The organism is Streptomyces sp. ITFR-6 (genome assembly GCF_031844725.1).
GTDB lineage: Bacteria > Actinomycetota > Actinomycetes > Streptomycetales > Streptomycetaceae > Streptomyces.
This window is the reverse complement of the sequence record NZ_CP134612.1, coordinates 2980262-3004129: the sequence shown is the minus strand read 5'-3', so window position 1 is coordinate 3004129 and position 23868 is coordinate 2980262. Positions and strand designations below refer to the sequence as shown.

Here is a 23868-nt window from a genome sequence, read left to right as displayed (position 1 = left end):
GGAGTTCTCATGCGAGCATCCCCCTTCCGAAGACCACGTTTCCGAGTGTCGTCACGCTCGGTGCGCATAACGATACTTGCGGCGACAATTGGGCTCTCTCTTGGCCTGTTGCCCCAGTACGCACCACAGGCGACCGCGCAGGACGGTCTGACGCGGCCCGGTATTCAGACGAATCTGGACGACCCGGTCAGCGGCCGAAACGGCATCGTCCGAAAGCAGAAAATGGTCGACGAGGCCGCTGAGGCCAAGGTCACCAATGCTGCGGTGACGCGCTGGCCCAAGGCGACGACCGACGAAGTGGTCGTGGGCGCCAAGGGGTCCAAGGGTGCCCAGACCGACGGCCTTCCTCTGAAGGCCGCGGCGACCGGAGCCACGAGCCCCCGCTCCGTACGGCTCTCGGTCCTGGACCGTAGCAAGGCGGCGGCGGCCGGCGTCGACGGGCCGCTCATGACGGTCGCGCGAACCGATGGCACCGCGAAGAGCGGACCGGTCGAGATTTCCGTCGATTACGGCGATTTCGCCGAGGCGTACGGAGGAAGCTACGGCTCCCGGCTCCGCCTGGTGACCTATCCGGAGTGCGTGCTCACCACGCCCGACCGGCCGGAGTGCCTTACGGCGACACCACTGGCCACCACCAACGACACGGACAGCACAACGTTGCGCGCGAAGGTCTCTGCCGCTCCGGCATCTCCACCGGCTTCGACAGCGGCTGGGACGCCGGCGGCCCCTCCGGCCGCCGCACCGGGGACAGTGCTGGCCGCAACGGCCCAGGCCGCGGGTGACCAGGGTGACTTCGGTGCCACCTCGCTCCAGGCGTCCTCCCAGTGGACTGTTTCCAACTCCTCCGGTGCCTTCAACTGGTCCTACCCGATGAGTGCACCTCCGGTGCCGGGCGGCCTGGCTCCGGAAGTCTCCCTTTCGTACAGCTCGCAGTCCGTGGACGGGCAGACCGCCGCCACGAACAACCAGGGTTCGTGGATCGGTGAGGGTTTCAGCTACGAACCCGGGTTCATCGAACGCCGCTACAAGCCGTGTGCCGACGACGGGCATGACGACGCCAACGGCGACCAGTGCTGGGGCTTCGACAACGCCACGATCTCCCTGGCCGGAGGCACCTCGGGTGAGTTGATCAAGGACGACACCACAGGCGAATGGCATGTGGGTTCCGACGACTTCTCCAAGGTCGAGAAGGTCACCGGTACCACGAACGGCGACAACGACGGAGAGTACTGGAAGGTCACCTCCGCAGACGGTGCCCAGTACTTCTTCGGCCGCAATCAGCTCCCCGGATTCACATCCGGCAAGGAGACAACCAATTCCGCCTGGACCGTGCCGGTCTACGGCGATGACGTCGGCGAGCCCTGTTACAAGGCGACTTTCGCTGACGCCTACTGCAACCAGGCTTGGCGCTGGAACCTCGACTACGTCGTGGATCCGCATGGGAACACCATGTCGTACTTCTACGGCACGGAGACGAACTACTACACGCAAGGTCTGAAAACCACGGAGAACGGTAAGCCCTACATCCGTGGTGGCTACCTCAAGCGCATCGACTACGGGCAGCGCGAGGGAAAGACCTACTCGACCAAGGCCGCCGGACGGGTGGTGTTCACCACCGCCGAACGCTGTGTCGGGGACCTCACCGACTGTGCGCCTGAAGCGCTGAAGGACGCCACGGCCGGGGACTGGCCCGATGTGCCGTGGGACCGCAACTGCGCGGCCGGCACGAAGTGCCCCGGTCAGAACTCTCCTACGTTCTGGACCCGTAAGCAGCTCACTCAAGTCACCACCCAGATCCGCGACGGTGAGAGCACGTACGAAGATGTCGACAGGTGGAAGCTCGACCACTCCTACGTGGACAACGGCGACGGATCCAAGTCTCTCTGGCTCAAGACCATCGACCACAGTGGCCTCGTAGGGACCGACAAATCGGTTCCGTCGGTCCGGCTGGGCGGTATCCAGCTCGCCAACCGCGTCGATGTCCCCAATGACAACATCCAGGCCTTTAATCGCTTCCGCCTGACCGGGGTGGAGAGCGAGTCCGGCAGTGTGCTGACAGCCAACTACGCGCCATCGCAGTGCACATCGGCCACACTGCCCAAACCGGGCAAATCAACGACGCGTTGCTATCCGGTGAAGTGGGATCCGCCGGGCGTCACGGACCCCATCACGGACTGGTTCAACAAGTACGTCGTCACGTCGGTGATCGAAGAGGACCGGGTGGCCGAGAGCCCGGATCAGATCACCACATACATGTACATCGGTGACGCGGGCTGGCGAAAGGCCAAGCCCGACGGCCTGACCAAGACCGACAACCTGACGTGGAGCGACTGGCGCGGGTACGGAAAGGTCCGGGTCGAGACCTCGGACGGCAGCCTCAAGACCTCGAACACGAAGACGGAGCATGTCTTCTTCCGGGGCTTGCACGGTGACGCCGACCCCGACGGCGGTACCCGTTCGGTCAGCCTGACCGCGACCAACGGGACCTCGTACGAGGACTCCGACTGGAAGTCCGGCACGGAACTGGAGACGACGACCTACAACGGGGACAAGGTGGTCTCCAAATCGATCAATACACCCTGGACGAAGGTCACAGCGACCCGTGCCAAGGACTGGGGTACCTCATACGCCCGATTCGTGAGGGAGGGCCGTTCCGACACGTATGAGGCGTTGGACGGCGGGGCCTGGCGGCAGACCGCCTCCACCACGTCGTACGACGGCAAGGGCCGGGCGGTTCAGGTCGCGGACTACGGTGAGGTGGATGTCGCCGACAACCAGTGCACCCGTACCGAGTACGCCGACAACGCGGCCAAGCACCTCTACAGCTATGTCTCGCGGGTGGAGACCTTGTCTGTCGACTGTGGCACGACAGACCCCGACCGGTCCAAGGTCGTCACGTCCGACGAACTGACCTTCTACGACGGCTCAACGACACGCGGAGCGGCGCCGACCAAGGGTGAGCCGACGCTGGTGAAGCGTCTGGCCTCGCACAACGGAACCACCGGCACGTACCAGGACGTGTCCACTGCCACCTTCGACGCCTACGGCCGTCCGCTGGTGGTCGCGGACGCTGCGAAGACGTCCACGACAACGTCCTACACGGAGAACGCGTACGGCCTCGCGGTGTCCAAGACCGAGACGAACCCACTCGGTTGGTCCACGGTCACGGAGTACGCGCCCGAGTGGGGCACGCTCTCGGCGCAGATCGACATGAACGGCAAGCGTACCGACCTGGCATACGACGGTCTCGGACGTGTCGTCTCGGTCTGGATGCCCGACCGGTCCAAGGCGGACTTCAGCCCCACCATCAAGTACGCCTACGGCATCCGGACGACCGGACCGAACTACGTTCACACCCAGAGAATCGAGAAGGACGGCGCGTCCTACGGCCACGAGTACACGCTGTACGACGGCTTGCTCAGGCCCCGCCAGGTTCAGACCGAGGGCCAAGGCGGCGGCCGTCTGGTTGCCGACACCTATTACGACGGTTCCGGCCGCGTGGTGAAGACCAACGACACCTATTACGCCTCCGGCCCGCCGGCGTCCGCGTTGTTCGTCCCCCGCAACGATGACATCGACGCGCAGACCGTGACCGTGTTCGACGGAGCCGGCCGCACCGAGGCCTCGGTTCTGAATGTCGCGGGCATCGAGAAGAACCGTACGACCTATACCTACGGCGGCGACCGGGTCCACATTGACCCCCCGAACGGCCAGACGCCCACGACGACCATCACCGACGCCCAGGACCGCACGGTCGAGCTGCGTCAGTACAAGGGTGACAAACCGCTCCTGCCCGGTACCGCGAACGACTACGTCGCCACCAAGTACGCCTACGCCCCGGCCGGACAGCTGTCCAAGGTCACCGACAACAAGGGCAACATCTGGTCGTACACGTATGACCAGCGTGGTCGCAAACACACGTCGACGGACCCCGACACCGGTTCCTCGACCTATGAGTACGACGACCTGGACCGGTTGACCTCGACCACGGATGCCCGCTCCAACACCACGACGACGGTCTACGACAAGATCGGCCGGGTCACAGAGACGTGGCAGGGCGCGGCAGGCACCGGTACCAAGCTGTCCGTCTCCAAGTACGACGCGGTGGCCAAGGGAGAGCTGTACGGCACCTACACGTACAAGGACGGTGCCGTCCTCTCGTCGGTGACGTATCCGGCACTGGACGACGACCTCGAACCGACGTCCACCAAGTACTACCTGTCGAAGGCGGCCGAGCCCGAGCTGGGCGGTACCTACGAGTTCACTACGCAGTACAACAGGGACGGCACGGTCGCCGGAGAGAACACCCCGGCCGGGGGTGGCCTTCCGGCGGAGGCCCTGTCCTACCAGTACGACGGCCTTCAGCGCCCGGTCGCGCTGAACACCTCGCTCGGTGGCTTGAGCTACGTCTCCAACGTGGGGTACTCGCCGACCAACCAGGTCGAGCAACTGGAACTGACCACGGGTGAGCCGGGCGCCAAGAAGACGTGGCTGTCCTATGCCTACGAACAGGGCACCTCACGCCTCATCAACGCCCGTGTCGATGTGGAAGGCGCCACAGCGGTGGCGTACGACGCCCGCTACACCTACGACGCCGGCGGCAACGTCCGGTCCGTCGCGGACGTTCCGGACGGCGGCACCCGGGATGTGCAGTGCTTCCGGTACGACGGCCTGCGGCAGATGACGGATGCCTGGACGTCGAACGTCACTCCGAACAATGCGGTGGGTACCGGTTCGAGTGAGGCCGCCTGCGCCTCCGCGCCGTCGACGGCGAATGTGGGCGGACCCGCTCCGTACAGGTCCACGTACGGATTCGACACGCTGGGCAACCGGACGTCGCAGACCGACTACGGGGTGAACGGCTCGGCGACCTCGACGAAGTCGTACGTCTACGGGGAGAACGGTGAGGGCCCGCACCAGCTGACCACCGAGGTGGTGGACAGCACGGCGACTTCGACCACGCCCGCGGTCAAGCTGTCCAATACCTACTCCTACGACAGCACCGGCAACACCGAGCAGCGAGTACTCAACGGCGACACCCAGAAGCTGAACTGGGACAAGCAGGGTGAGCTGACCAAGGTCACCAGCGCCGGCGGCGCCACCACCGACTACGTCTATGACGCAGCCGGCAGCCGACTGCTGAGCAAGACCGCGGACGAGACGACGTTCTACCTGCCCGGTATGGAACTGCACCTTAAGAAGTCCACCGGTGCGGTGACCGGGTCCCGCTACTACAGCCTGGGTGGCGAGACAGTCGCGGTCCGGGACAACGGGGGCGTCACCTTCCTGGCCTCCGATCACCACGGCACTGCCCAACTCGCCGTGAACGCGGCCACCGGTGTCACCCAGCGCCGCCGCATGGACGCCTTCGGCACGGAACGTGAACGGTCCTCGACGGACTGGGTCGACGACAAGGGCTTCGTAGGCGGCACGGTCCAACAACTGACGGGCCTCACGACACTCGGGGCACGTGAGTACGACAGCTCGACGGGCCGGTTCATCTCGGCCGACCCGATCATTGACTACACCGACCCGCAGCAGATCAACGGCTACGCCTACAGCCTCAACAACCCGGTCACGTTCTCCGACCCCGGTGGCATGAAACCGGACGACTGCATCATGACCGGGGTCACCTGCAACCTGACCAAAACGGGCTGGAACGTCAAGCCCACTCAGCAGTACTACACCTTCTACGGCGTTCACGCTCCGAAGGAGACGCCGGCGCGGTACAAGGCCCGCAAGGCCCAGACATCCGCTGATGTCGCCAAACAGCGCACAATTTCTGCGGCCAAGGAACTGGCCCAGATCGCGGCCGACGAACTCGGCATCACCGACGCCCTGGACTGTTTCACCACGGGCGCGCTGGGTGCCTGCGGCGCGACCGCCGTCAACATCATCTCCAGTGCGGTCGGCGGCATCCTCGGCAAGCTGGTCAAGAAATACGCCCCGTTCTGGAAGTGGAAAAAGGGTGCCGCGCTCATTAAGCGCATCGGTAATCTCGGCAGCAAGCTGTTCCGCGAAGCCAAGTCGTGGTTCAAGAATTCAAAACAGGCAAAATCGCTGGGAAGTTGCAACAGCTTCACTCCGGGCACCAGAGTGCTGATGGCCGACGGAACCTCAAAACCGATCGAAAAGGTAAAGATTGGTGACGAGGTCCTAGCGACAGACCCTGAAACAGGAATAACCAAAACCCGAGAAGTCACGGCCGAAATCAAGGGCCGAGGCCTCAAGCACCTCGTCAAGGTCACCATCGACACCGACGGTGACAAGGGCAACCTGACCGCTTCCGTCACCGCAACGGATGGACACCCCTTCTGGGTGCCTGAGCTGAACGCCTGGGTGGGTGCAACCGACCTGAAGGTGGGGGAGCGGCTCCGCACGAGTGCCGGCGCTCTGGTGAAGATCGACGGGGTCAAGCGCTGGACGGAAGCTGCGGCGACGGTCCGCAACCTCACTGTTGCCGATGTCCACACGTACTATGTGCTCGCCGGGGCCACGCCGGTGCTGGTCCACAACGCCAGCCCCGGGCCGGACGGGTCCTGTCAGCTGCCACTCTTTGTTCTTCGGGACGGGGAGACATCGTCGGCCAAGCAGATAGCCAACAGTACCCCCGGTGGCGGAACCAGGGTTGGTCAGGCTGGTGTCCGCCAAGATCTCCTCGATGCCACTGATGGAGATTTCCAGTGCTGGAGATGTGGCATGGAAACAAGGAATCCCTCCAACATGCATCTAGACCACAAGAATGTTCCGTCGTCAAGAGGTGGGAATCTTGCGCCTGACAATGTTTGCCTAGAGGGTGCTGCTTGTAACCTCAGCGCCAATAACCGGGGTGGACCGGGCCTGGGTAGATCGTGTGCGGAGCGAGGTAGTTGCGGGGCGCCGTATAGAAGAAAAGACTAGGGGAGTGGTACGCCAAATGGAATCATCGGCAATGCAACGAACTGTCCGATTGTTGGCCGGCGGGAAGACTTCAGGTGAACCCGTATTTGAAGAGGTTCTCGTTAAAGAATTGACTGCTCCTGGCGAGTGTCGACTGTTGGCATCGCCAGGGCTTGTCCTTGGTGTGGCGACTGAGGATATTCTCAGGGTGGACTCCGCGTCGGGAGGATTTGACGTTCTCACTCGTGGAGGAAACATCTGTATTCAGTTGTACGGTCCACCCTCTGTAGGTGATTCGGTAGCTCCGGCTATCGAGTCTCTCGGTGGATGGAGTGACGGTAGAGTCTCGAAGCTCACTATCTTCTCCCTTCCGGCGACATGCGGGTTTATTTAGGTGGAGAAGATACTGAATTCTGTGACGGGGGAGACGCCGGGGGCTGAATGGTTCTATGGGAATGTGTACGAATCGGATGGTGTAACGCCACTGAATTGGTTAAAGTAGGCGGTTGATGTCGACGGCCTCGCGCGTCTTCTCGTGGGGCCGTCGACCGTTCTGGACGAGTGCAGCGCTACTGGTCGGCATCCTGTGCGGCCAGATTCCGGCTACGTGATGTGGTGGCTTGTCGTTCGAACTACGGCGGCGCTCAGATAATGACCCTGGTGGGTGCGCGGCGCGAGCGGCGAGTGAGGGTAATCGTGCCTCGATTGTGGCACGATTAGCCACTGATTCTTCACTGCTGCAGCGGCGGAGGGTCGGAAATGATGAAAACGGGGCGAAGGGTCTATGCGAAAAATGACGGCATAGAGTTCTTCATAATGCCACCCATGGCTGCCAACTTCACTCGGGAACGCTGACGGCGACCTCAGCGGAGGACGGCTACGGTGGGCGGTTGGTCGGCCATTTCGCGGATGCTGCCGAGGGCGTCGTTGGCCTGGCGTTGGAGGCGGAGGTGTACACCGGCAGTGACGCCGATGTGGGCGTGGCCGAGGAGTTCCTCGGTGACGACGAGGGCGATCGTTCCCTCCAAGAACAGGGTGGCGGTCGAGTGCCGGGGGCGTGGAAGGCGGGGCTCCGGGAGCCCGGCGCGGGGTAGCTTCCGGCCCCCGCACCCGGGAGGGGGTACGGGGGCCGGTCACCGCGGATGCCTCAGTGCTACTGGCTGTTCAGGCCGCGCCTGCGCCGGAACCGGACGAGTGCTCCGCCGGCCGCGAGCAGGGCCGCGGCGATGCCGGCGATCGTCAGTACCTGGGTGCCGGTGTCGGCCATGCTGCCGCCGCCCCCGCCCCCGCCCCCGCTTCCGCCGGTGGACGGGGTGGGGTGGGGTGTGGTGGCGGACGGGGTGGGCTGCGGGGTGGTGGTGTGGGTGGGGGACGGGGTGGGGGACGGGGTGGCGGTCGGTTTGCCGGTGGGCTTGCCGGTCGGGGTGGGGGAGGGGCTCGGGCCGCCGCCTCCCGCGTTGCCGCTGTCGTCGCCGCCCATCACCGTGGTGCCGGTCGCCTGGTAGTCGAGGGCCTCGTTGCGCGAACCCTTGGTGACGGAGGGCAGGTTGGGCTTCTCGGTCCGGAACACCGTTCGGCTGACCTTCTGCTGCGGCTGCTTGGTCAGGTCGACGCCGCCGACGGTGTAGACCCAGACCTCGCCGCCGACGGGGATCTCGTACTTGAAGTCGCCCTCGGTGTAGGAGCGCTTCATCTCCTTCCAGACGGTCAGCTTGTCCCAGTCGGCGTTCTTGCCGCGCAGCGGCCAGCGCTTCACCTGGTCGCTGTCGATGATCCTGCTGAAGGAGCCGCCGAAGGCCTTCGGGTCCTCTGCGACGGTCTGGCGGACGTACTCGGCCGCGATACGGGCCTTGTAGACGCGGCGCAGATCGGCGTACTTGGCGTCCTCGTTGATCTGCTTCTGGACCACCGGCAGGATCGTCTCGCGGTAGACGTCCATGTTGTGCGCGGTCTGCTCCTTGGTCAGGGTGCAGGGCATGCCGCCGCCGGGTCCGGGGGTGCTGTAGTCCTGAGCGACGGTCTTGACGTCGAGCGGGGCGCTGAGGATGTACGCGCCGTCCTTCTCGATCCGGACGCGGGCCTTCTTCGGGACGATCCAGTTACGGGTCGAGCCCATGCAGGGCGCACCGTCGATCTTGGTGATCTCGTTCCAGAACCGCTTGCCCGCCTCGGTCTTGGGGTCCTCCGCGCGGCCGAAGTCGTGCTTCATCTCCATGTCGGCCTCAAGCAGGACGCGCCCGGCGTCGGTCTTGTCGAACGGCGCCTTCATGATCGTGTCGGAGTCGTCCGGATTGAGGTTGACCCAGAAGTGGTCGGGCGTGAGCGCGAGCCAGGTGAAGAATGCGTCGGAGGTCAGCTGGGCCTTCTCCTGCCCGCCGTAACCGGGCGCCGTCTCCTCGTCGGTGTTCTTCGCGCTGAAGGCGTACGAGAGGTTCCCGGTCTTCGTCTGCCCGATGTAGGAGATGTCGAGGGTGGAGAAGTCGACACCGCCGGGCCTGCGGAGGCCGTTGCCCGGCTGCTGGATCAGGCCGCGGGCCCGCTCCATCTGGCGCCGGGCGTCCTCGGGAGTCGGCGCCGACCTGCGGGCCATGTCGTAACCGGACCCGAACGAGGGCCGGTTCGGGTCCGGCGTCATCAGCTTGTTGGTGCTCGGGGTGTACTTGCCGACGGTGTAGCGCGGATTCGGAGTGGCCGCGTGCCGGTAGTACTTCACCCCGGCTTCCTTGTACTTGGTGATCGTCTTGGCGTCGGGCTCCTGGCCGTTGACGTAGACGACCTTCCAGCCCCGCCGGACGAGCTCGGCGTCGATCTTGAGCTGCCGGGCGTCGTAGCCGACCCCGGACTTGACCTCGTAGACGGTCCGGGTGCGCTGGTTGACCGCGTCGAAGACCCGGCCGTCCTTCATCACGTCCTTGCCGAGGGTCCGCTCAAGCTCCTTGTACAGCTTGGGGTCCAGGTCGCGGACGTTCTTCTGGCAGATCCAGTCGACCCCGCCGAGGTCGAAGTACTTCACGACCTCCGACTCGAAGCCGTTGCCCCGCTTGTTGTTGCCCTCGTTGCGGGAGTAGATGCTGTTCAGCCACTCGTTGAACGAACCCGCGTAGGGCTTGGCCCCGGCCTGGTTCTGCTTCCAGGTGGTGACCGCGTGCTCCGGTGTCCCGAAGGCGTACTTCTTCGGGTTGTCCCCGTCGGGCAGTGCGATCAGTCCGGGGTCGGTCAGTGCCTCGAAGCCCTTGGCCAGGTGGTCGTAGCTGTAGAAGCGGTCCTCGGCGTCCGGGGTCTGCCACTGGTTGGGACCGGCGGGCTTGGAGCCGGGCAGCTTGTACGCCGGCGGCGGCGTCGGGCTCGTGCCGTACTTGTCCATGCAACGGCCCAGCATGGGCTTGGGCGGCGCGGCCTCCGCACCGTCGTGGAGGCCCGGCAGCGGGGCGGCGACCAGCACGGTCGCACCGAACGCAACGGCCGCCACGCGAAGCCTTAACCAGCCGCGTGCACGCATCGCAAAACGCATGATTTCTTGTCCCTCATGGGGGCAGCGGTCAGTCCCTGTCCCCAGGGCGCGGGCCCTCGTGGACAGGGTCGCGAAAGGGAAAGCGGCGGTGCATGGCCCCCGTTGCTGGCGCCGCCTCTTACGGCCCCGGCGCGATGGACGCGGAAGAGGCCGATACCCGGCACCATAGACGCCGGGGCCTGGCGGCCCACAGGGATTACACAGGCGTGGCGCACAACAACCACAGCTTCTTCAAGGCGACTTGGCGCCGGAGCGGGGCATCGGCCTACCCTTTCCGGTCATGACCACCAACCCGCACCGCCAGGCCCGCGAGCACCTCCTCGAACGGTGGCTGGATGACATGCAGGTGCTGGCCGGACGGCTGGAGCAGGTACACCTTGCCGACGGCTTCCCGTTCGACTACTCGCCCGCCTCACTGGCCCCGCTGGAAGAGGCGCTGCTGGCGGAGGGGCCCGACGCCGACTTCCGCCGGGCCGCGATCCCCTACCTCGGGGAGATCCTCATGGACGTCTGCGGCGGCCGGTGGGACGTCGACCCGGAGGCGGGCGGCGAGGACGGCGAACCCTTCGTCCGGCCCGACCCCGCGCTGGGCCTGGAGCCGCTGTTCATCGGCACGCTCATCGACCTCGCGCTGGCAGAGGAGTCGGGCGAGGCGCTCACCCGGGAGTACGAGGAGCTGGCGGAGGCCGTCTCCGCGTGGCGGCTGACCGCGCCGGGCCGGAGGCCGGAGAAGGAACGCTCGCCGCTGGACCCGATCGGCCCGCAGCCGGTGGACGCGTGGCTGCTGCACTGGCTCACCGCCCGGCGGGATGACCACCCGGCCTGGGTACGGCGGCTCTCCGAGGCCGCCTCGCCCGCCGCGGCCGAGGCGGCGGCCGCCGAGTGGGACTTCAGCCAGGCCGGCCTGGACGCCCTGGAACGGCAGGTACGCGCCCGGTACCGCACGCCGGCCGAACTCGACGCCGGTTCCGAGGCCGATGGGCCGTTCCTTCCCGGCGCCGTCTGGTACCTGGGAGAGGTCATCCGTCGGCACCACGACAGCACCTGGGTGCACTGGGCGATGGAGCCGGACGCTCCGCGCGGCAGCCACCACCACCCGGACAACCCCTGGTCGGGCATCCCCTTCACCCACCAGCCCCACAAGCGCCGGGCCCGCCCCTGCGACCCGCGCGAACTGCTGCGCGGCCTGATCCGGTACGGCGCGGACTACCACCTGGACCGCGTGATCGCGGACATCTGACGGCCGTCACCACCACCACCACCACCACCGCCACCGCCGCCCCGCGCCCGGCTACTCCTCGCTACTCGTCCGCCTCGCGCCAGCCGTCGAGGGGGTGCTCGGAAACGGCGACGGGGAGGGCGGCGCGGACGAACCGGCCCCGGCGGAGCCGTCGGTCAAGCCGCATCGGCATCGAGGTGATCGGGCAGCCCGAACAGCGGGAACCAGCGCGGGGTGTCCAGGAAGCAGTGCATCCCGGTGATCGCACCGTCCGAGATGTCGATGACCTGCACCGCCCATGGCACGAACCCCGGCCCGTCCGGATTCGGCTTGTAGTGCGCGAAGGCGGGGGTGCCGTTCGCGGAGGTGGCCACCAGGCGGGAGCCCGCGCAGGCCGCGCCGATCGAGGTCATGAAGCCGGTGATGTCGTCGTGCCCCTGGAGCCAGAGGTCGAACGGCGGCATCGTCATGATCGCGTCCTCATGGAGGAGCGCCGTCAGCGCCTTCATGTCGTAGCCCTCGAACGCCGCCACGTACCGCTCCAGGAGCTTGCTCTGCTCCTCGTCCAGCGGATCGGCGGCGTCGGCCGCGGTGCCCTGGTGCTCGCTGAGCGTCGCCCGCGCCCGCTGGAGGGCGCTGTTGACCGAGGCGACCGAGGTGTCGAGCAGCTCGGCGACCTCGCTCGCCTTCCACGCGAGCACCTCGCGCAGGATGAGGACGGCCCGCTGCTTGGGCGGCAGATGCTGCAGCGCCGCGACGAACGCGAGCCGCACGGACTCGCGCGCCACCGCCGCCTCCGCCGGGTCCGCGACGGACGGCAGGATCCGCCCGTCCGGCATCGGCTCCAGCCAGGTGTTCTCCGGCAGCGGATTGAGCGCGGCCTGCGCGAGCGGCGTGGGGCCGGAGAGATCCACGGGCCTGGCCCGCTTGTTGCCCGCGTTCAGCATGTCGAGACAGACGTTCGTCGCGATCCGGTACAGCCAGGACCGCAGCGAGGAGCGCCCCTCGAACTTGTCGAAGTTGCGCCAGGCGCGCACCAGCGTGTCCTGGACCGCGTCCTCCGCCTCGAAGGCCGAACCGAGCATCCGGTAGCAGTACCCGGTCAGCTCGGTCCGGTGTCCTTCGAGGCGGCTGTCGACATCGCCCGCCGTCGCCGTCAGATCACCCATTGCGTCGCTCCACCCCTGTTGCGCCGTGACACCGATCACTCCAGCACTTCGGAAGCTACCCCAGGGCACTGACAGCGGGGGCGGGAAGAGCGGAAAGCGGTCACGTACCGGGCTTGCGCCCGTACACGAAGACGTCGTCGCCGTTCTTGAGCAGTTTCCAGTACGACTTCGCGTCGGCGGTGCGCATGTTGACGCAGCCGTGCGACCCCGGCGGGTTCCACATCTTCACGCCCACCGCGTGGAACGCCTCCCCGCCGTCGAAGAACTGCGAGTACGGCATCGCGGAGTGGTAGATCGACGACACGTGGTTGATGTGGCGCCAGTAGATCTTCTTCGCGCCGGTACGGGTCTCGTAGCCGTCCCGCCCGGTCCGCACCGGCACGGGGCCGAACTTCAGCTTGCTCCCGTCCTGGATCCAGCTGATCTGCCGGGTCAGGTCCACGCAGGCGATGCGGCCCTTGTCGGTGGGGCACTTCTTCGCCTTGTTCGGGTTCTTCCCGGCCGCCTTCTGGGCGGTGAGCGTCTGCATGGTGCGCCAGGTGACCGGCCCGGCGTACCCGATGGTGGGCGTGACCCCGTAGGTGGCCTGGAACGACCGGATCGCCTTGCAGTCGGCCGCGGACTGCTTGCCGTCCACGGTCCGGTGCAGATACTTCTCGACCTGCTTCTGGTACGGGCCCTTGGACGCCGTGCAGGACGCCGCCTGCGCGGATGTGCCGGTGCCGAGGACGATCGCCGGTATCGCGGTCAGGCCCGCTACGGACAGTGCGAGCACACGCCGCGACCGCCTGCCCGATATGCCCTGGATGTTCTTCATGTTCCCTTTGGCTCTCATGTGCCCCAACTCCCCTTCGCGTGCAGTGCGGTGGTTCCGCCTGCTAGACGTGCGGAGGGGAGTGGTTGGTTGTGCGTCGTATGTCTCAGTTCTGTACGTCTCAGTTCCGGAGGTCTCGGCTCTGGACGTCTCAGTTCTGGACGGACAGAACCGCTGCGGACCGGCGCTCCTCGACGCGCGCCGCCCGCGTCCCGTACAGCGTGATCGAGACGACACCGAGCACCGCGAGCAGTCCCAGCGTGACCGTGCCCGCCCAGCCGCCGGCGTGGAAGGCGACCGCGCCGAGCGTCCCGCCCGCGCTGGAGCCGAGGTAGTACGCCGACTGGTAGAGCGCCGACGCCTGGGCTCGGCCCCTGGTCGCCGTACGGCTGACGGAGGAGGAGGCGACCGCGTGCCCGGCGAAGAAGCCGGCCGTGATCAGGACCAGCCCGCCGAGCACTGACGCCAGTTGGTCGGCCAGCGAGAGCAGCAGACCGGCGGCGGTGGTGGAGACGGCGAGGTACAGCGCGCCCCGGCGCCCCATCCGTGCCACGAGCTTCCCCGCCGCCGCGGAGGAGACCGTACCGACCAGATAGACGAGGAAGATCGAGCCGACGACCCCCTGCGGAAGGTTGAACGGCGCCTCCACCAGCCGGTAGCCGATCACCGTGTAGACCGCGCCGAACACCGTCATGAACAGCGCGCCGATCGCGTACAGCCGGCGCAGCAGCGGATCGGCGAGGTGTCCGCCGACGGTCTTGGCGAGGACCTTCGGGTTCAGCGAACCGGGGGTGAAGTGCCGGGCCCTGGGGATCATGAAGTGGAAGACGACGGCGCAGGCGACGGCCAGCAGGCCGACGGAGCCGAGCGCGGCCCGCCAGCCCCACAGCTGGGCGACCCAGCCGGTGAGGATACGGCCGCTCATCCCGCCGATGCTGTTGCCGGCCACGAACAGTCCGATCGCCGCGACCAGCGCCTTGGGCCGGACCTCCTCCGCCAGGTACGCCATCGCGGACGCGGGCAGTCCGGCCAGCGCGGCGCCCTGCACGGCCCGCAGCGCGATCAGCCAGCCGAGCGACGGCGCGAACGGTACGAACAGCCCGACCACGACCGCGACCGTCAGTGAGGCGGTCATCATCTGCCGCCGCCCGAACCGCTCGGACAGCGCGCTGAGTGGCAGCACACAGAGCGCCAGCGCACCCGTTGCCGCCGAGACCGTCCAGCTCGCCTGCCCGGCCGTGGCGCCGAAGGACGCGGAGACGGCGGGCAGCAGCGCCTGGGTGGAGTAGAGGAGCGCGAAGGTCGCGACCCCGGCGGCGAAGAGCGCGAAGCTCATCCGGCGGTAGCCGGGCCCACCGGGTTCGAGCCGGTCCGCGGTGGCGGTCCCGGCTGCGGTCACGGGGCTTACGGGGGGCGACTGGGTCGAGGCGGCCACGACGATGGTGGACGCCCCGGTACTGGCGGGAGGCATGCAGTGAACGTAGGCCCGCCCCCGTTCATGCGTCCAATGCACAAACAGCAGATAATCAATCCCATGGCGCATCAGCACAGCTCACAGCCGCGGCTGTCACCAAGCAGTTACGAAGAAGACATCCGCGCGGTCCTCGCGCCTCGCCTCGCCTACTTCGAGGCGGTCGCCCGCCACGAGCATGTGACGCGGGCCGCACAGGAGCTGGGCGTCCCGCAGTCCACGCTCTCCCGGGCCATGGTCCGCCTGGAACAGGACCTGGGGGTCTCGCTGTTCGCCCGCAAGGGCCGCACCGTCTCCCTCACCCCGGCCGGCCGCACCTTCCTCGGCTCTGCAGAACGGGCCCTCGCGGAGGTGGAGAAGGCCGCCGACTCGGTACGGGCGGACGCCGATCCCACCGCGGGCAAGGTCGCCTTCGGCTTCCTGCACACGATGGGCTCGGAAACCGTCCCCGCCCTGATCCGCGCCTTCCGCGCCGACCACCCCCGCGTGCGCTTCCAGCTCGTCCAGAACTACGGCGAGGCCATGATCGAACGTCTCCGCGCGGGCGGCCTCGACCTCTGCCTCACCTCACCCGTCCCGGACGCCCCCGATCTGGTGGCCCGGCGCCTGGACGAACAGCGACTGCGCCTGGTCGTCCCCGACGACCACCGCCTCGCCACCCGCCGCCGGATCCGCCTGGCGGAGGCCGCCGACGAAACGTTCGTCACCCTGGAACCCGGCTACGGCCTGCGCCGCATCACGGACGACCTCTGCGCGGAGGCGGGCTTCGTCCCCCGCGTCGCCTTCGAGGGCGAGGAGGCGGAGACCCTGCGCGGGCTGGTCGCGGCCGGCCTGGGCGTGGCTCTCCTGCCCCCTCCGGCGGTGGCCCGCCCGGGGGTCGTGGAGCTGACGGTGACGGCACCGCGGGCCGCCCGGGAGATCGGCGTGGCCTGGCTGGACGGCCACCCGGACACCCCGCCGGTCGCGGCGTTCAAGAAGTTCCTGCTGTCACGAAGGGGGCACCTGCTGCCGGAGTGACGAACTCTCCCGGCCGCGGGTGCCCCCGTATTCCGCTCGCGGCTACGGCCGCTGCTTGACCTTGTCGACGACGGCCCAGCCGTCGAGGTACGAGAGCTGGACGTACCGCTTCAGGTTCGCGCCGTCGCCCGAGGTGCGCTCGTCACGGAAGCCCAGGAACCGGTGCGTCCGTGGCTCGAAGATGAAGAATCCGCCGTATCCGCCCTTCCCCGAGGGGATCATCGGGTCGTCGTAGGTGATGGCCACCCCCGTACGGCCCTTGGCGTCCTTCTGGTTCGGCACAGCCCGCACGCCGGGCACCATGCCCAGTGCCTCGTACGCCGCCGGGCGCAGCCCCTCGGGCATCACCGGGACCAGCTTGAGCAGCCCGGCGAGTGAGAAGTGGATGTCCGACCACTCCTCCTCTGTGATGTCGTCGAGCGAGTCGTTCCTGTCGTCGGGCCCGGTCTTCTGCAGGAGCGAGAGGATCAGCTTCTCGGGGTCGGTGGGCAGCTTCCGCAGCGTGCCCCAGTCCTGCGGCGGCCACATGGTCTCGTCCTTCTGGAGCGGCGGTGCCCACCAGCCGTGGCCGATCTCCATGACCCAGGAGCGCTGCGAGCCGTCCACGGACCGCCAGTCCTCGTCGACGTAGCTCTTCTCCGCTCCGGTCTCCTGGTTCGTCTCCTGGATGATCTCCTTGGTGTAGACGAACTGGTCGTCGCGCGGGCTGACCGCCTTCTCGTGCTTCCGCTCGTACGCCGCCGCGTCGTTGAGCACGGTCCGGGCGCTCACGTTGCGCATGACGGGAGAGCTGGTGCCGGGCCTGGCCGCCCGCGCCCCGTCGCCCTTGTCGTGGTCGGGCATGGCGATCAGTACGCCGGCGGCGACGGCCGCCGCGACGCCGCCGGTCAGGGCGATGCGCAGCACGGGCCGGCGGCCGGTGCGCGCGGCGGACCGGTCCGTCGCGGATGTCGTACTCATCGCGGCGAACAGCCGGGCCCTCGCGCGGTTGCGGGTGGCGTTGTCGAGGGGAGGGGCCTCCGCGTCGTACTCCCTCAACGCGCGCAGTTCATCGATGCCACGGTCACTCATGGGGTGTCTGCCTCTCGGAAGCTGTCGGATCGGCGTGACCGGCCTGATCGGGCGGGTGCCGGATCTGCCGGACGGCCCGGATCTGCCGGACCTGTCGGATCGCATCCACCCAGCGCTTCGCGCAGCCTGCCGCGAGCCCGGTGCAGCCGTGATCTGACGGTGCCGACCGGCACCCCCAGGGCCTGGGCCGCCTCCTCGTAGTCGAGGTCGGCCCAGGCCACCAGCAGTACGACGTCGCGGTGCCGGGCCGAAAGCCCGGACAACGCGGCCGCCAGTTCCCGGCGCACCCCTGTAGCGCCGGCTCTGGCGGCCGCGAGATCCGCGACCGGCTCCTCGTGCTCCACCGGCTCCGGCACCCTGGCGAGCGCCTTGAAGCGGCGCGCCTCCGACCTGCGGTGCCGGCTCACGAGGTTCGTGGTGATGCCGAACAGCCACGGCCGGGCATCGGCGCGCGAGAGGTCGTACGCATGGCGTCGCTGGAAGGCGGTGGTGAACGTCTCCGCCATCAGATCCTCCGCCGCCTCCGGTCCGAGCCGCCGCGCCGCGTAACGGTGCACGGCGTCGGCGTACCGGTCGAAGAGCGCGGCGAACAGCTCGGGCTCATCCCGGGACCGCTCGATCACCTGGGCGTCGGTCTCCTCGCGATCCGCGTCGCGGGTGCGGACGCCCGGGGGTTCGACGGTCATCGGGGCTCCATTCATCGGTCTGAATACCTCGAAGGCTCGGGCTTGATCGGTTCTTACACCTGTACTTCGCCGGAAGCCGGATTCGAGTTCCATCCCGTGCCGTCACGTCTGCCCCGCCGCCCGCCCTACCGCTTGAACGTCACCTCCTTCGAGTCCTCGTCGCGGTCGTACGTGCCCGCGAAGCCCCAGTTCTTCCAGCCGCCGTCGCCGTTGTTGATGATCGTGCCGTTCTTGATCGAGAAGATGTCGACGCCGTCCACCACCGCGAGGTGTTCGAGGCCGGACACCCCGGAGAAGGAGAGGTCGTTGAAGTTCTTCACCGCGATGATGTTCGTGTCGGGGAAGGCGCGGCTGTACTCGTCGATCAGTGACTGGTTCAGCTCGGCGTCGTCGCCCGGAGCCTTTCCGTCGTAGTCGGTGCCGGGGTACGTCCCGTCGGTGTACTTCGGGGCGCCGTCGTCGAAGTCGACCGACTCCGATCCGGTGGTGATCGAGTCGGCGTCCAGGTCGGCGGGTTCGGGCTTCTCGAAGGTGGCCTCCGAGCCGTCGCGGGTGAAGTCGCCGTAGTACGCCCAGTTGGTGTACCCGCCGTCGCCGTCGTTGCTGAACGTGCCCTTGTCGAAGACATAGACGTCGAACACCGCACGGCCCGAGGCGATGTCGTCGCCGGTCTCCTCGTCGTAGTACTCGTTGGAGTTCAGCCGGTACCTGCTCTCGTTGATGAACGAGTCCGGCTTGTCGACCCAGTGCGACGACTGCTCCGAGTGCATGGCGACCACGTTGTAGTCCGGATAGCAGCGGCGCATGTCGTTCACGAGCATCCGGACCGCCTGGGCCGAACCCTCGTTGTCCAGCGGGGAGTACGTGTCGTAGTAGCGGCTCCGGTCGGGCGGCTCCTGGCCCTCGATCTGGCAGCCCTCGTCACCGGGCTTCCAGTCCTTCTTCCGCTTGGGGCGGGGCGGTTCACTGAACGTGACCGTGCGCTTGTCCTCGCTGACGTCGAACACGCCCTTGAACGCCCGGTTCTTCCAGCCGAGGTCGGCGTCGTCCGCCCAGGTGAACGTGCCGGTCTTGAAGGCGTACACGCGGTACGTCGTGCCGCTGATCTCGACGGTCTGGATCATCGCCGCGCCGTCCATCTGCTGCAGGTTTCCCTCGTGCGGCTGCGCGATGACGATGTTGTAGTCGGGGAGGCAGTAGGAGAGGTCGTCGAGCGCCTGCTTGACCCGCTTCTCCTTGTTCTTCTCGTTGTTGATCTTGTCGATGATGAAGTTGACGAGGTACGAGTACCCCCAGGCGGCGGCCGTGCCGACGGGGCCGCTGCCGGGAACGGAGACCTTGGAGTTCGAGGAGCGCTCCCTCGGCTCGAAGCACAGGCTGGGGAGCGCGTTCCCCTTGTTCTCGTCGGGCTTCTCGGAGGGCTTGTCGGAGGGCTTGTCGCCGGGTTCGCCGTCGGAACCGCCGTCCGTGGCGCCGTCGGTGTCGCCGGAGGAATCCGCGGCACCGGCCGGATCGGGGGAATCGGAGGGGTCGGCGCCGCCGGAGTCGGTCCCGCTGTCGCTGACAGCGTTGTCATCGCCGCACTCGCCGCCGCCGCCCGTGGTCGCCGCGATGCGGCAGATCTGCTCGTGCGCGGAGCCGGTGACGTCGCCGCCGATGCTGACGGCCACCATCGAGCCGACCACCGCGACGACGATGCCCAGCACGGCCAGGTACTCGATCGCGCTCTGCCCCGTGCTCGTGCGCACGCCTCGGCGTATCCGATCACTGCGTTCCACGCGTCACCTCGTCGTGCCTCGCCCGGGTCACCGGGGGCGGGACACCCGCCGGGACCCGAACGGTAACGACGGTACGGGGGCCCACGGACAGTGCCCGAAGGCCCATCCCCGGGCCCAAAACGCGGGGGCCCACATCCCAGGGCCCATAGCGCGGGACAGGGCCCGCGGGTGGCTCAGTGCTGGACCAGGCCGCCGACCGGGACGGTACCCACATGGCCGGTCGCGGGGGCGGTGCGCGCGAGGGCGAGGCCGATGTCGACGAGCGAGGACCGGCGCAGGGCGGCGACATCGGGGACCGGCGCCCAGACGGACTCGACGATCTCGCCGTTCGGCTCGGGCCGTAGCCGGCCGCCGGTGATGCGGACCCGGTAGAAGACGCCGACGTTCTGGTGCTTGATCCCGTGCCGTGCCTCGGCCGCCGAGATCACCCGTGAGTCCACCCCCAGCAGGCTCTCGACCACCGCCGTGCAGCCGGTCTCCTCCGCGACCTCCCGGATCACCGCGTCGAACGGATCCTCCCCGTGCTCGACCCCGCCGCCCGGCAGGGTCCAGTTGCTCTCCCCGTCCGCGGACACATGACGGGCGATCAGTACCCGCCCGTCCTCGACACACACGGCATACGCCGCCAGCCGGAAACTCATCCCGCCCCCACCCCTCTCGAACCGCTCGGTTCCTCAGTGTCCCAGCGACTTCCCGAACCCCGCCGCCAGCGGCATCCGCAGCCCCAGCGGCGGCGGTGCCGCCAGTGCGTCGGCCACCGGGCGGGCGTAGGCGTGGCCGAAGAGCGCGCCCCGGACGAAGTCCGCCGCGAGTGCGGCCACTTCGCTGTGGTGCTGGCGCAGGCCGTGGCCGTCGGAGTGGACCTCGAAGCGGCAGGTGTCGCGGTTGGACTTCTTGGCGCGTTCCGCGAGGCGGAAGGAGAGTTCGGGGTCGGCGCCGGCGTCGGTGGTGCCGTGCACCAGCAGGACCTGACGCCCGAGCAGGTGCTTCACCGGCTCCGGCTCCGCGTCCGGCTCCGCGGGCAGCCAGGGGGCCAGCGCGAGGACCGCGCCGACCGCCGGGTGGCCGCCCGCGCGCAGGGCCGCGCGGCCGCCCATGCCGTGGCCGGCCAGGCAGACGGAGACGTCGCCGTAGCGGCGTACCACCTCCTCCACCGCCCATTCGGCGTCCGCCGCGAGCCGCGCCTCCGTCGTGTTCCAGCCGCGGCAGCGGTAGTGGACGACGTGCGCGGTGAGGCCGTCGTCCCGGGCCGCCCGGGTCAGGGCGCGGGCCAGCGGGAGCTGGCGGACGTACGAGACGGCGGAGGGGCGGCGGTACGAATGGGGCTCGCCGTCCGGGAGCAGCACGACCACGCCGCTGACCTCGGTAGGTGCTCCGGCCGTTCTGACGGCCCGTCCCAGCCTCGCAGCAGGCAGGGGTAGTGCGCGCTGTGCCATGACGTAACAGTCTCAGAAGGAAGGGTGTACGCCACCCGTATTCGCGGTCACCGTTACGTATCGGCAAGCGGCACCCAGCGGCGCTCTACGCGCGTAGGCGCTAGAGTGCGTGAATGATGAGCCCGACCCTCAATGTGCCCGGCCAGGATCAGATCCGGCGTGCGCCCAAGGTCCTTCTCCACGACCACCTCGACGGCGGCCTGCGCCCCGGGACGATCCTCGACCTCGCCGCGGCGACGGGCCCCCATAGCCTTAAGGGCATGGGAGGTGCCCCCCTCGAAGGACTCCCGGAGACCGAGCCGGACAAGCTCGGCAACTGGTTCCGGGAAGCCGCCGACTCCGGTTCGCTGGAGCGGTACCTGGAGACGTTCGCCCACACCTGCGCCGTCATGCAGACCCGTGACGCGCTCGTCAGGGTCGCCGCCGAGTGCGCGGAGGACCTGGCCGCCGACGGGGTCGTGTACGCCGAGATCCGCTACGCCCCCGAGCAGCACCTCGAAGCCGGGCTGAGCCTCGAAGAGGTCGTCGAGGCGGTCAACGAGGGCTTCCGGGAGGGCGAGGCGCGGGCCCGCCGGGACGGCAACCGGATCCGGGTCGGCGCCCTGCTCACCGCGATGCGGCACGCGGCCCGCTCGCTGGAGATCGCCGAACTCGCCAACCGCTACCGGGAACAGGGCGTCGCCGGCTTCGACATCGCGGGCGCGGAGGCGGGCTTCCCACCCACCCGGCACCTCGACGCCTTCGAGTTCCTCAAGCGCGAGAACAACCACTTCACCATCCACGCGGGCGAGGCCTTCGGGCTGCCGTCGATCTGGCAGGCCATCCAGTGGTGCGGCGCCGACCGGCTCGGCCACGGCGTCCGCATCATCGACGACATCGAGGTCGCGGAGGACGGCGGCGTGAAGCTGGGGCGCCTCGCCTCCTACGTACGGGACAAGCGCATCCCGCTGGAGCTGTGCCCGACCTCGAACCTCCAGACCGGCGCCGCCGCGTCGTACGCGGAGCACCCCATCGGGCTGCTGCGCAAGCTGCACTTCCGGGCCACGGTCAATACGGACAACAGGCTCATGAGTGGCACCAGTATGAGCCAGGAATTCGAGAAGCTGATCGAGACTTTCGGATACACGCTCGACGACATGCAGTGGTTCACAGTCAATGCGATGAAATCAGCATTCATTCCTTTCGATGAACGTCTGGCGATGATCAATGACGTCATCAAGCCCGGATATGCCGAGCTGAAGTCCGAATGGCTCTTCGAGCAGACCGCTGCGACCAGCGTATCCACCTCCGTGGCGGGCTGAACGGACACTCCGCGACATACGGCTGGGACGGCATGTCCCGGCCGTTTTCGCGTGTTTTCGATGTTTGCGGGAAAGGCCCGGAGCTGGCTAAGTTGCGGAGCCGCTCACATCCCCTTCCCCAAGGATGAAATTCACATGAAGAAGTCTGCTGCCAGGACTCTCGGCGTCGCCGCGCTCGGTGCCGCGTTCGCCGCTGCCGCCGCCGGTACCGCGTCGGCCACCGCGCTGCCGCTCGACACCGCGACCGGCGCCCTGCCCGTCGTCGGCTCTCTGGCCAACGCCACCTCGACGCTGCCGGTCAAGGACGCCGCCACGAACCTCCTCGGCACCAGCCAGGCCAAGACCGTCAAGGACGTCACCGCTCCCGCCGAGGGCCTCCTCGGCGGTCTCCCCACCGGTGGCATGAAGACCGGCGGCCTGAACGTCAACGGCCTGCCGCTCGGCCGCTGACCCGTACCGCACACGCCTGTGGGCGGGCCCCCGACCGGGGTACCCGCCCACAGGCATGCGTACGGGGGCTACCAGGCCGCGGTGGACGACGACGAGCGCTCCTGGGGGAGCAGCACCCACAGCGCCAGGTAGAGCAGGAACTGCGGGCCCGGCAGCAGGCACGAGACGAGGAAGATGACGCGCATGGTCCCCGCGGAGGTGTCGAAGCGCCGGGCCAGCGCCGCGCACACTCCACCGATCATGCGTCCGTCACGGGGGCGGGCAAGTGCGGCCATGGTGGGCTCCTTCGCGAACCGTTGCCGGCGGGAGCGGCCTGTCGCGCTCCCGTGGTGGGGGAGCGGCCTGTCGCGCTCCCGGTGTATCCAGGGTGGCTCGTACGACGGGGCGGGGCATCGCTCTACGGGGCGATGCCGACCCCGGAAATCGTCGGGGTCGACCCCTGAGGGACCTCGCGGCCGACCAGTGCCGGGACCCGGATCCGGCGCTGCTCGCGGCGGCGCAGCCGGGCCCGGCAGGCGGGGACGAACAGCGCGTGGGCGAGTGCCACGCCGACGGTGTTGAGGAGCAGCGAGTCGACATCGACGACCTGGCCGGGCACCCCGGTCTGGCCCAGCTCGATGGCCAGCGAGATCAGTGCCCCGGCCGCGACGGTACGGGCGAGCGAGGCCAACGGCGAGACGGACAGCCGGCCGCCGGCCATCGGGAGCAGCACGCCCAGCGGCGCCAGCAGCAGCAGGCCCCCGCCGATCCGACGGGTGGCGGCCACCGGGCCCAGAGTCAGGTCCGCCTTGATACCCGCGAACGGCTGGAGGTTGGCGGCGGTCATCCACGGCACGTCCAGCGGGCGGAGAGTCAGCCACCCGACGAGCAGCAGATGCGCGAGGAGGAGTGATACTCCGGCCGCGCGGAAGCGGATGACGGCTTGGCCGCCCGAACCTTGACGCACGTTCCCCAAGACGCGGGCAGCGCCAGGATCGGTTCCGCTCCCCCCGGGGAGACATGGCTCACCGTGCGGCAGGTCAAGGCGGCGCGCTCAGGACAGCCGGACCGCTCGGGCGGCCGGCGC

The 23868-nt window shown here is 68.1% G+C and carries 18 protein-coding genes; 6 read left to right on the top strand and 12 right to left on the bottom strand.

Annotation, left to right across the window (positions count from 1 at the left end; genetic code table 11):
• The first annotated feature begins 108 nt into the window (after positions 1–108).
• Both RLT59_RS13340 and RLT59_RS39345 read left to right on the top strand, forming a co-directional pair.
• Positions 109–6900, top strand: coding sequence for a polymorphic toxin-type HINT domain-containing protein (locus tag RLT59_RS13340; protein ID WP_311303611.1), 6792 nt, complete (start codon positions 109–111; stop codon positions 6898–6900).
• A gap of 16 nt (positions 6901–6916) precedes the next feature.
• The gene (locus tag RLT59_RS39345) at positions 6917–7273 is read left to right on the top strand and encodes a DUF4265 domain-containing protein (protein ID WP_399125359.1); all 357 of its coding nucleotides are present in this window, start codon (positions 6917–6919) and stop codon (positions 7271–7273) included.
• Between the two features lie 469 nt (positions 7274–7742).
• On the opposite strand, the gene RLT59_RS13335 is transcribed toward RLT59_RS39345, so the two are convergent.
• Positions 7743–7907 (bottom strand): integrase, encoded by a 165-nt coding sequence (locus RLT59_RS13335; protein WP_399125357.1) that lies wholly within the window; start codon positions 7905–7907, stop codon positions 7743–7745.
• 125 nt (positions 7908–8032) lie between these two features.
• A complete protein-coding gene (locus RLT59_RS13330) occupies positions 8033–10348 on the bottom strand; it encodes an LPXTG cell wall anchor domain-containing protein (RefSeq protein WP_311303610.1) in 2316 nt (771 codons plus the stop codon).
• A 322-nt stretch (positions 10349–10670) separates the two neighbouring features.
• Here RLT59_RS13330 and RLT59_RS13325 point away from each other — a divergent pair, with 322 nt between their 5' ends.
• Positions 10671–11630: a hypothetical protein gene (locus tag RLT59_RS13325; protein WP_311303609.1), complete on the top strand. Its 960-nt coding sequence runs from the start codon at positions 10671–10673 to the stop codon at positions 11628–11630.
• Between the two features lie 155 nt (positions 11631–11785).
• Here RLT59_RS13325 and RLT59_RS13320 read toward each other — a convergent pair whose 3' ends face one another.
• The 3 genes from RLT59_RS13320 to RLT59_RS13310 form a co-directional block, all read right to left on the bottom strand.
• Entirely contained in the window at positions 11786–12778 is a 993-nt protein-coding gene (locus RLT59_RS13320) for a sigma-70 family RNA polymerase sigma factor (protein ID WP_311303608.1), read from the bottom strand.
• 100 nt (positions 12779–12878) lie between these two features.
• The gene (locus RLT59_RS13315) at positions 12879–13595 is read right to left on the bottom strand and encodes a L,D-transpeptidase family protein (protein WP_311307714.1); all 717 of its coding nucleotides are present in this window, start codon (positions 13593–13595) and stop codon (positions 12879–12881) included.
• A 148-nt stretch (positions 13596–13743) separates the two neighbouring features.
• Positions 13744–15063, bottom strand: a complete 1320-nt coding sequence (locus tag RLT59_RS13310) for an MFS transporter (RefSeq protein ID WP_311303607.1) — start codon at positions 15061–15063, stop codon at positions 13744–13746.
• Between the two features lie 63 nt (positions 15064–15126).
• Here RLT59_RS13310 and RLT59_RS13305 point away from each other — a divergent pair, with 63 nt between their 5' ends.
• Complete coding sequence (locus RLT59_RS13305; protein ID WP_311303606.1) at positions 15127–16080, top strand: LysR family transcriptional regulator; 954 nt, start codon at positions 15127–15129, stop codon at positions 16078–16080.
• A gap of 42 nt (positions 16081–16122) precedes the next feature.
• Here RLT59_RS13305 and RLT59_RS13300 read toward each other — a convergent pair whose 3' ends face one another.
• The 5 genes from RLT59_RS13300 to RLT59_RS13280 all read right to left on the bottom strand — a co-directional run bounded on the left by RLT59_RS13300 (position 16123) and on the right by RLT59_RS13280 (position 21051).
• Complete coding sequence (locus tag RLT59_RS13300; protein ID WP_311303605.1) at positions 16123–17151, bottom strand: CU044_5270 family protein; 1029 nt, start codon at positions 17149–17151, stop codon at positions 16123–16125.
• Positions 17148–17837, bottom strand: coding sequence for an RNA polymerase sigma factor (locus tag RLT59_RS13295; protein ID WP_311303604.1), 690 nt, complete (start codon positions 17835–17837; stop codon positions 17148–17150). The genes RLT59_RS13300 and RLT59_RS13295 overlap by 4 nt, the downstream gene beginning before the upstream one ends.
• Positions 17838–17962: 125 nt before the next feature.
• A complete protein-coding gene (locus RLT59_RS13290) occupies positions 17963–19585 on the bottom strand; it encodes a hypothetical protein (protein WP_311303603.1) in 1623 nt (540 codons plus the stop codon).
• A 203-nt stretch (positions 19586–19788) separates the two neighbouring features.
• Positions 19789–20256 (bottom strand): NUDIX hydrolase, encoded by a 468-nt coding sequence (locus RLT59_RS13285; protein WP_311303602.1) that lies wholly within the window; start codon positions 20254–20256, stop codon positions 19789–19791.
• Between the two features lie 33 nt (positions 20257–20289).
• Entirely contained in the window at positions 20290–21051 is a 762-nt protein-coding gene (locus RLT59_RS13280) for an alpha/beta hydrolase (protein WP_311303601.1), read from the bottom strand.
• A 113-nt stretch (positions 21052–21164) separates the two neighbouring features.
• Here RLT59_RS13280 and RLT59_RS13275 point away from each other — a divergent pair, with 113 nt between their 5' ends.
• Both RLT59_RS13275 and RLT59_RS13270 read left to right on the top strand, forming a co-directional pair.
• On the top strand, positions 21165–22352 hold the full coding sequence (locus RLT59_RS13275) for an adenosine deaminase (RefSeq protein ID WP_311303600.1): 1188 nt from the start codon (positions 21165–21167) through the stop codon (positions 22350–22352).
• Positions 22353–22487: 135 nt separating this feature from the next.
• The gene (locus RLT59_RS13270; RefSeq protein WP_311303599.1) at positions 22488–22802 is read left to right on the top strand and encodes a hypothetical protein; all 315 of its coding nucleotides are present in this window, start codon (positions 22488–22490) and stop codon (positions 22800–22802) included.
• Between the two features lie 68 nt (positions 22803–22870).
• Here the strand turns inward: RLT59_RS13270 and RLT59_RS13265 are convergent, their stop codons facing one another.
• Positions 22871–23077 (bottom strand): PspC domain-containing protein, encoded by a 207-nt coding sequence (locus RLT59_RS13265; protein WP_311303598.1) that lies wholly within the window; start codon positions 23075–23077, stop codon positions 22871–22873.
• A 122-nt stretch (positions 23078–23199) separates the two neighbouring features.
• The gene (locus tag RLT59_RS13260) at positions 23200–23748 is read right to left on the bottom strand and encodes a VanZ family protein (RefSeq protein ID WP_311303597.1); all 549 of its coding nucleotides are present in this window, start codon (positions 23746–23748) and stop codon (positions 23200–23202) included.
• Positions 23749–23868: the final 120 nt, after the last annotated feature.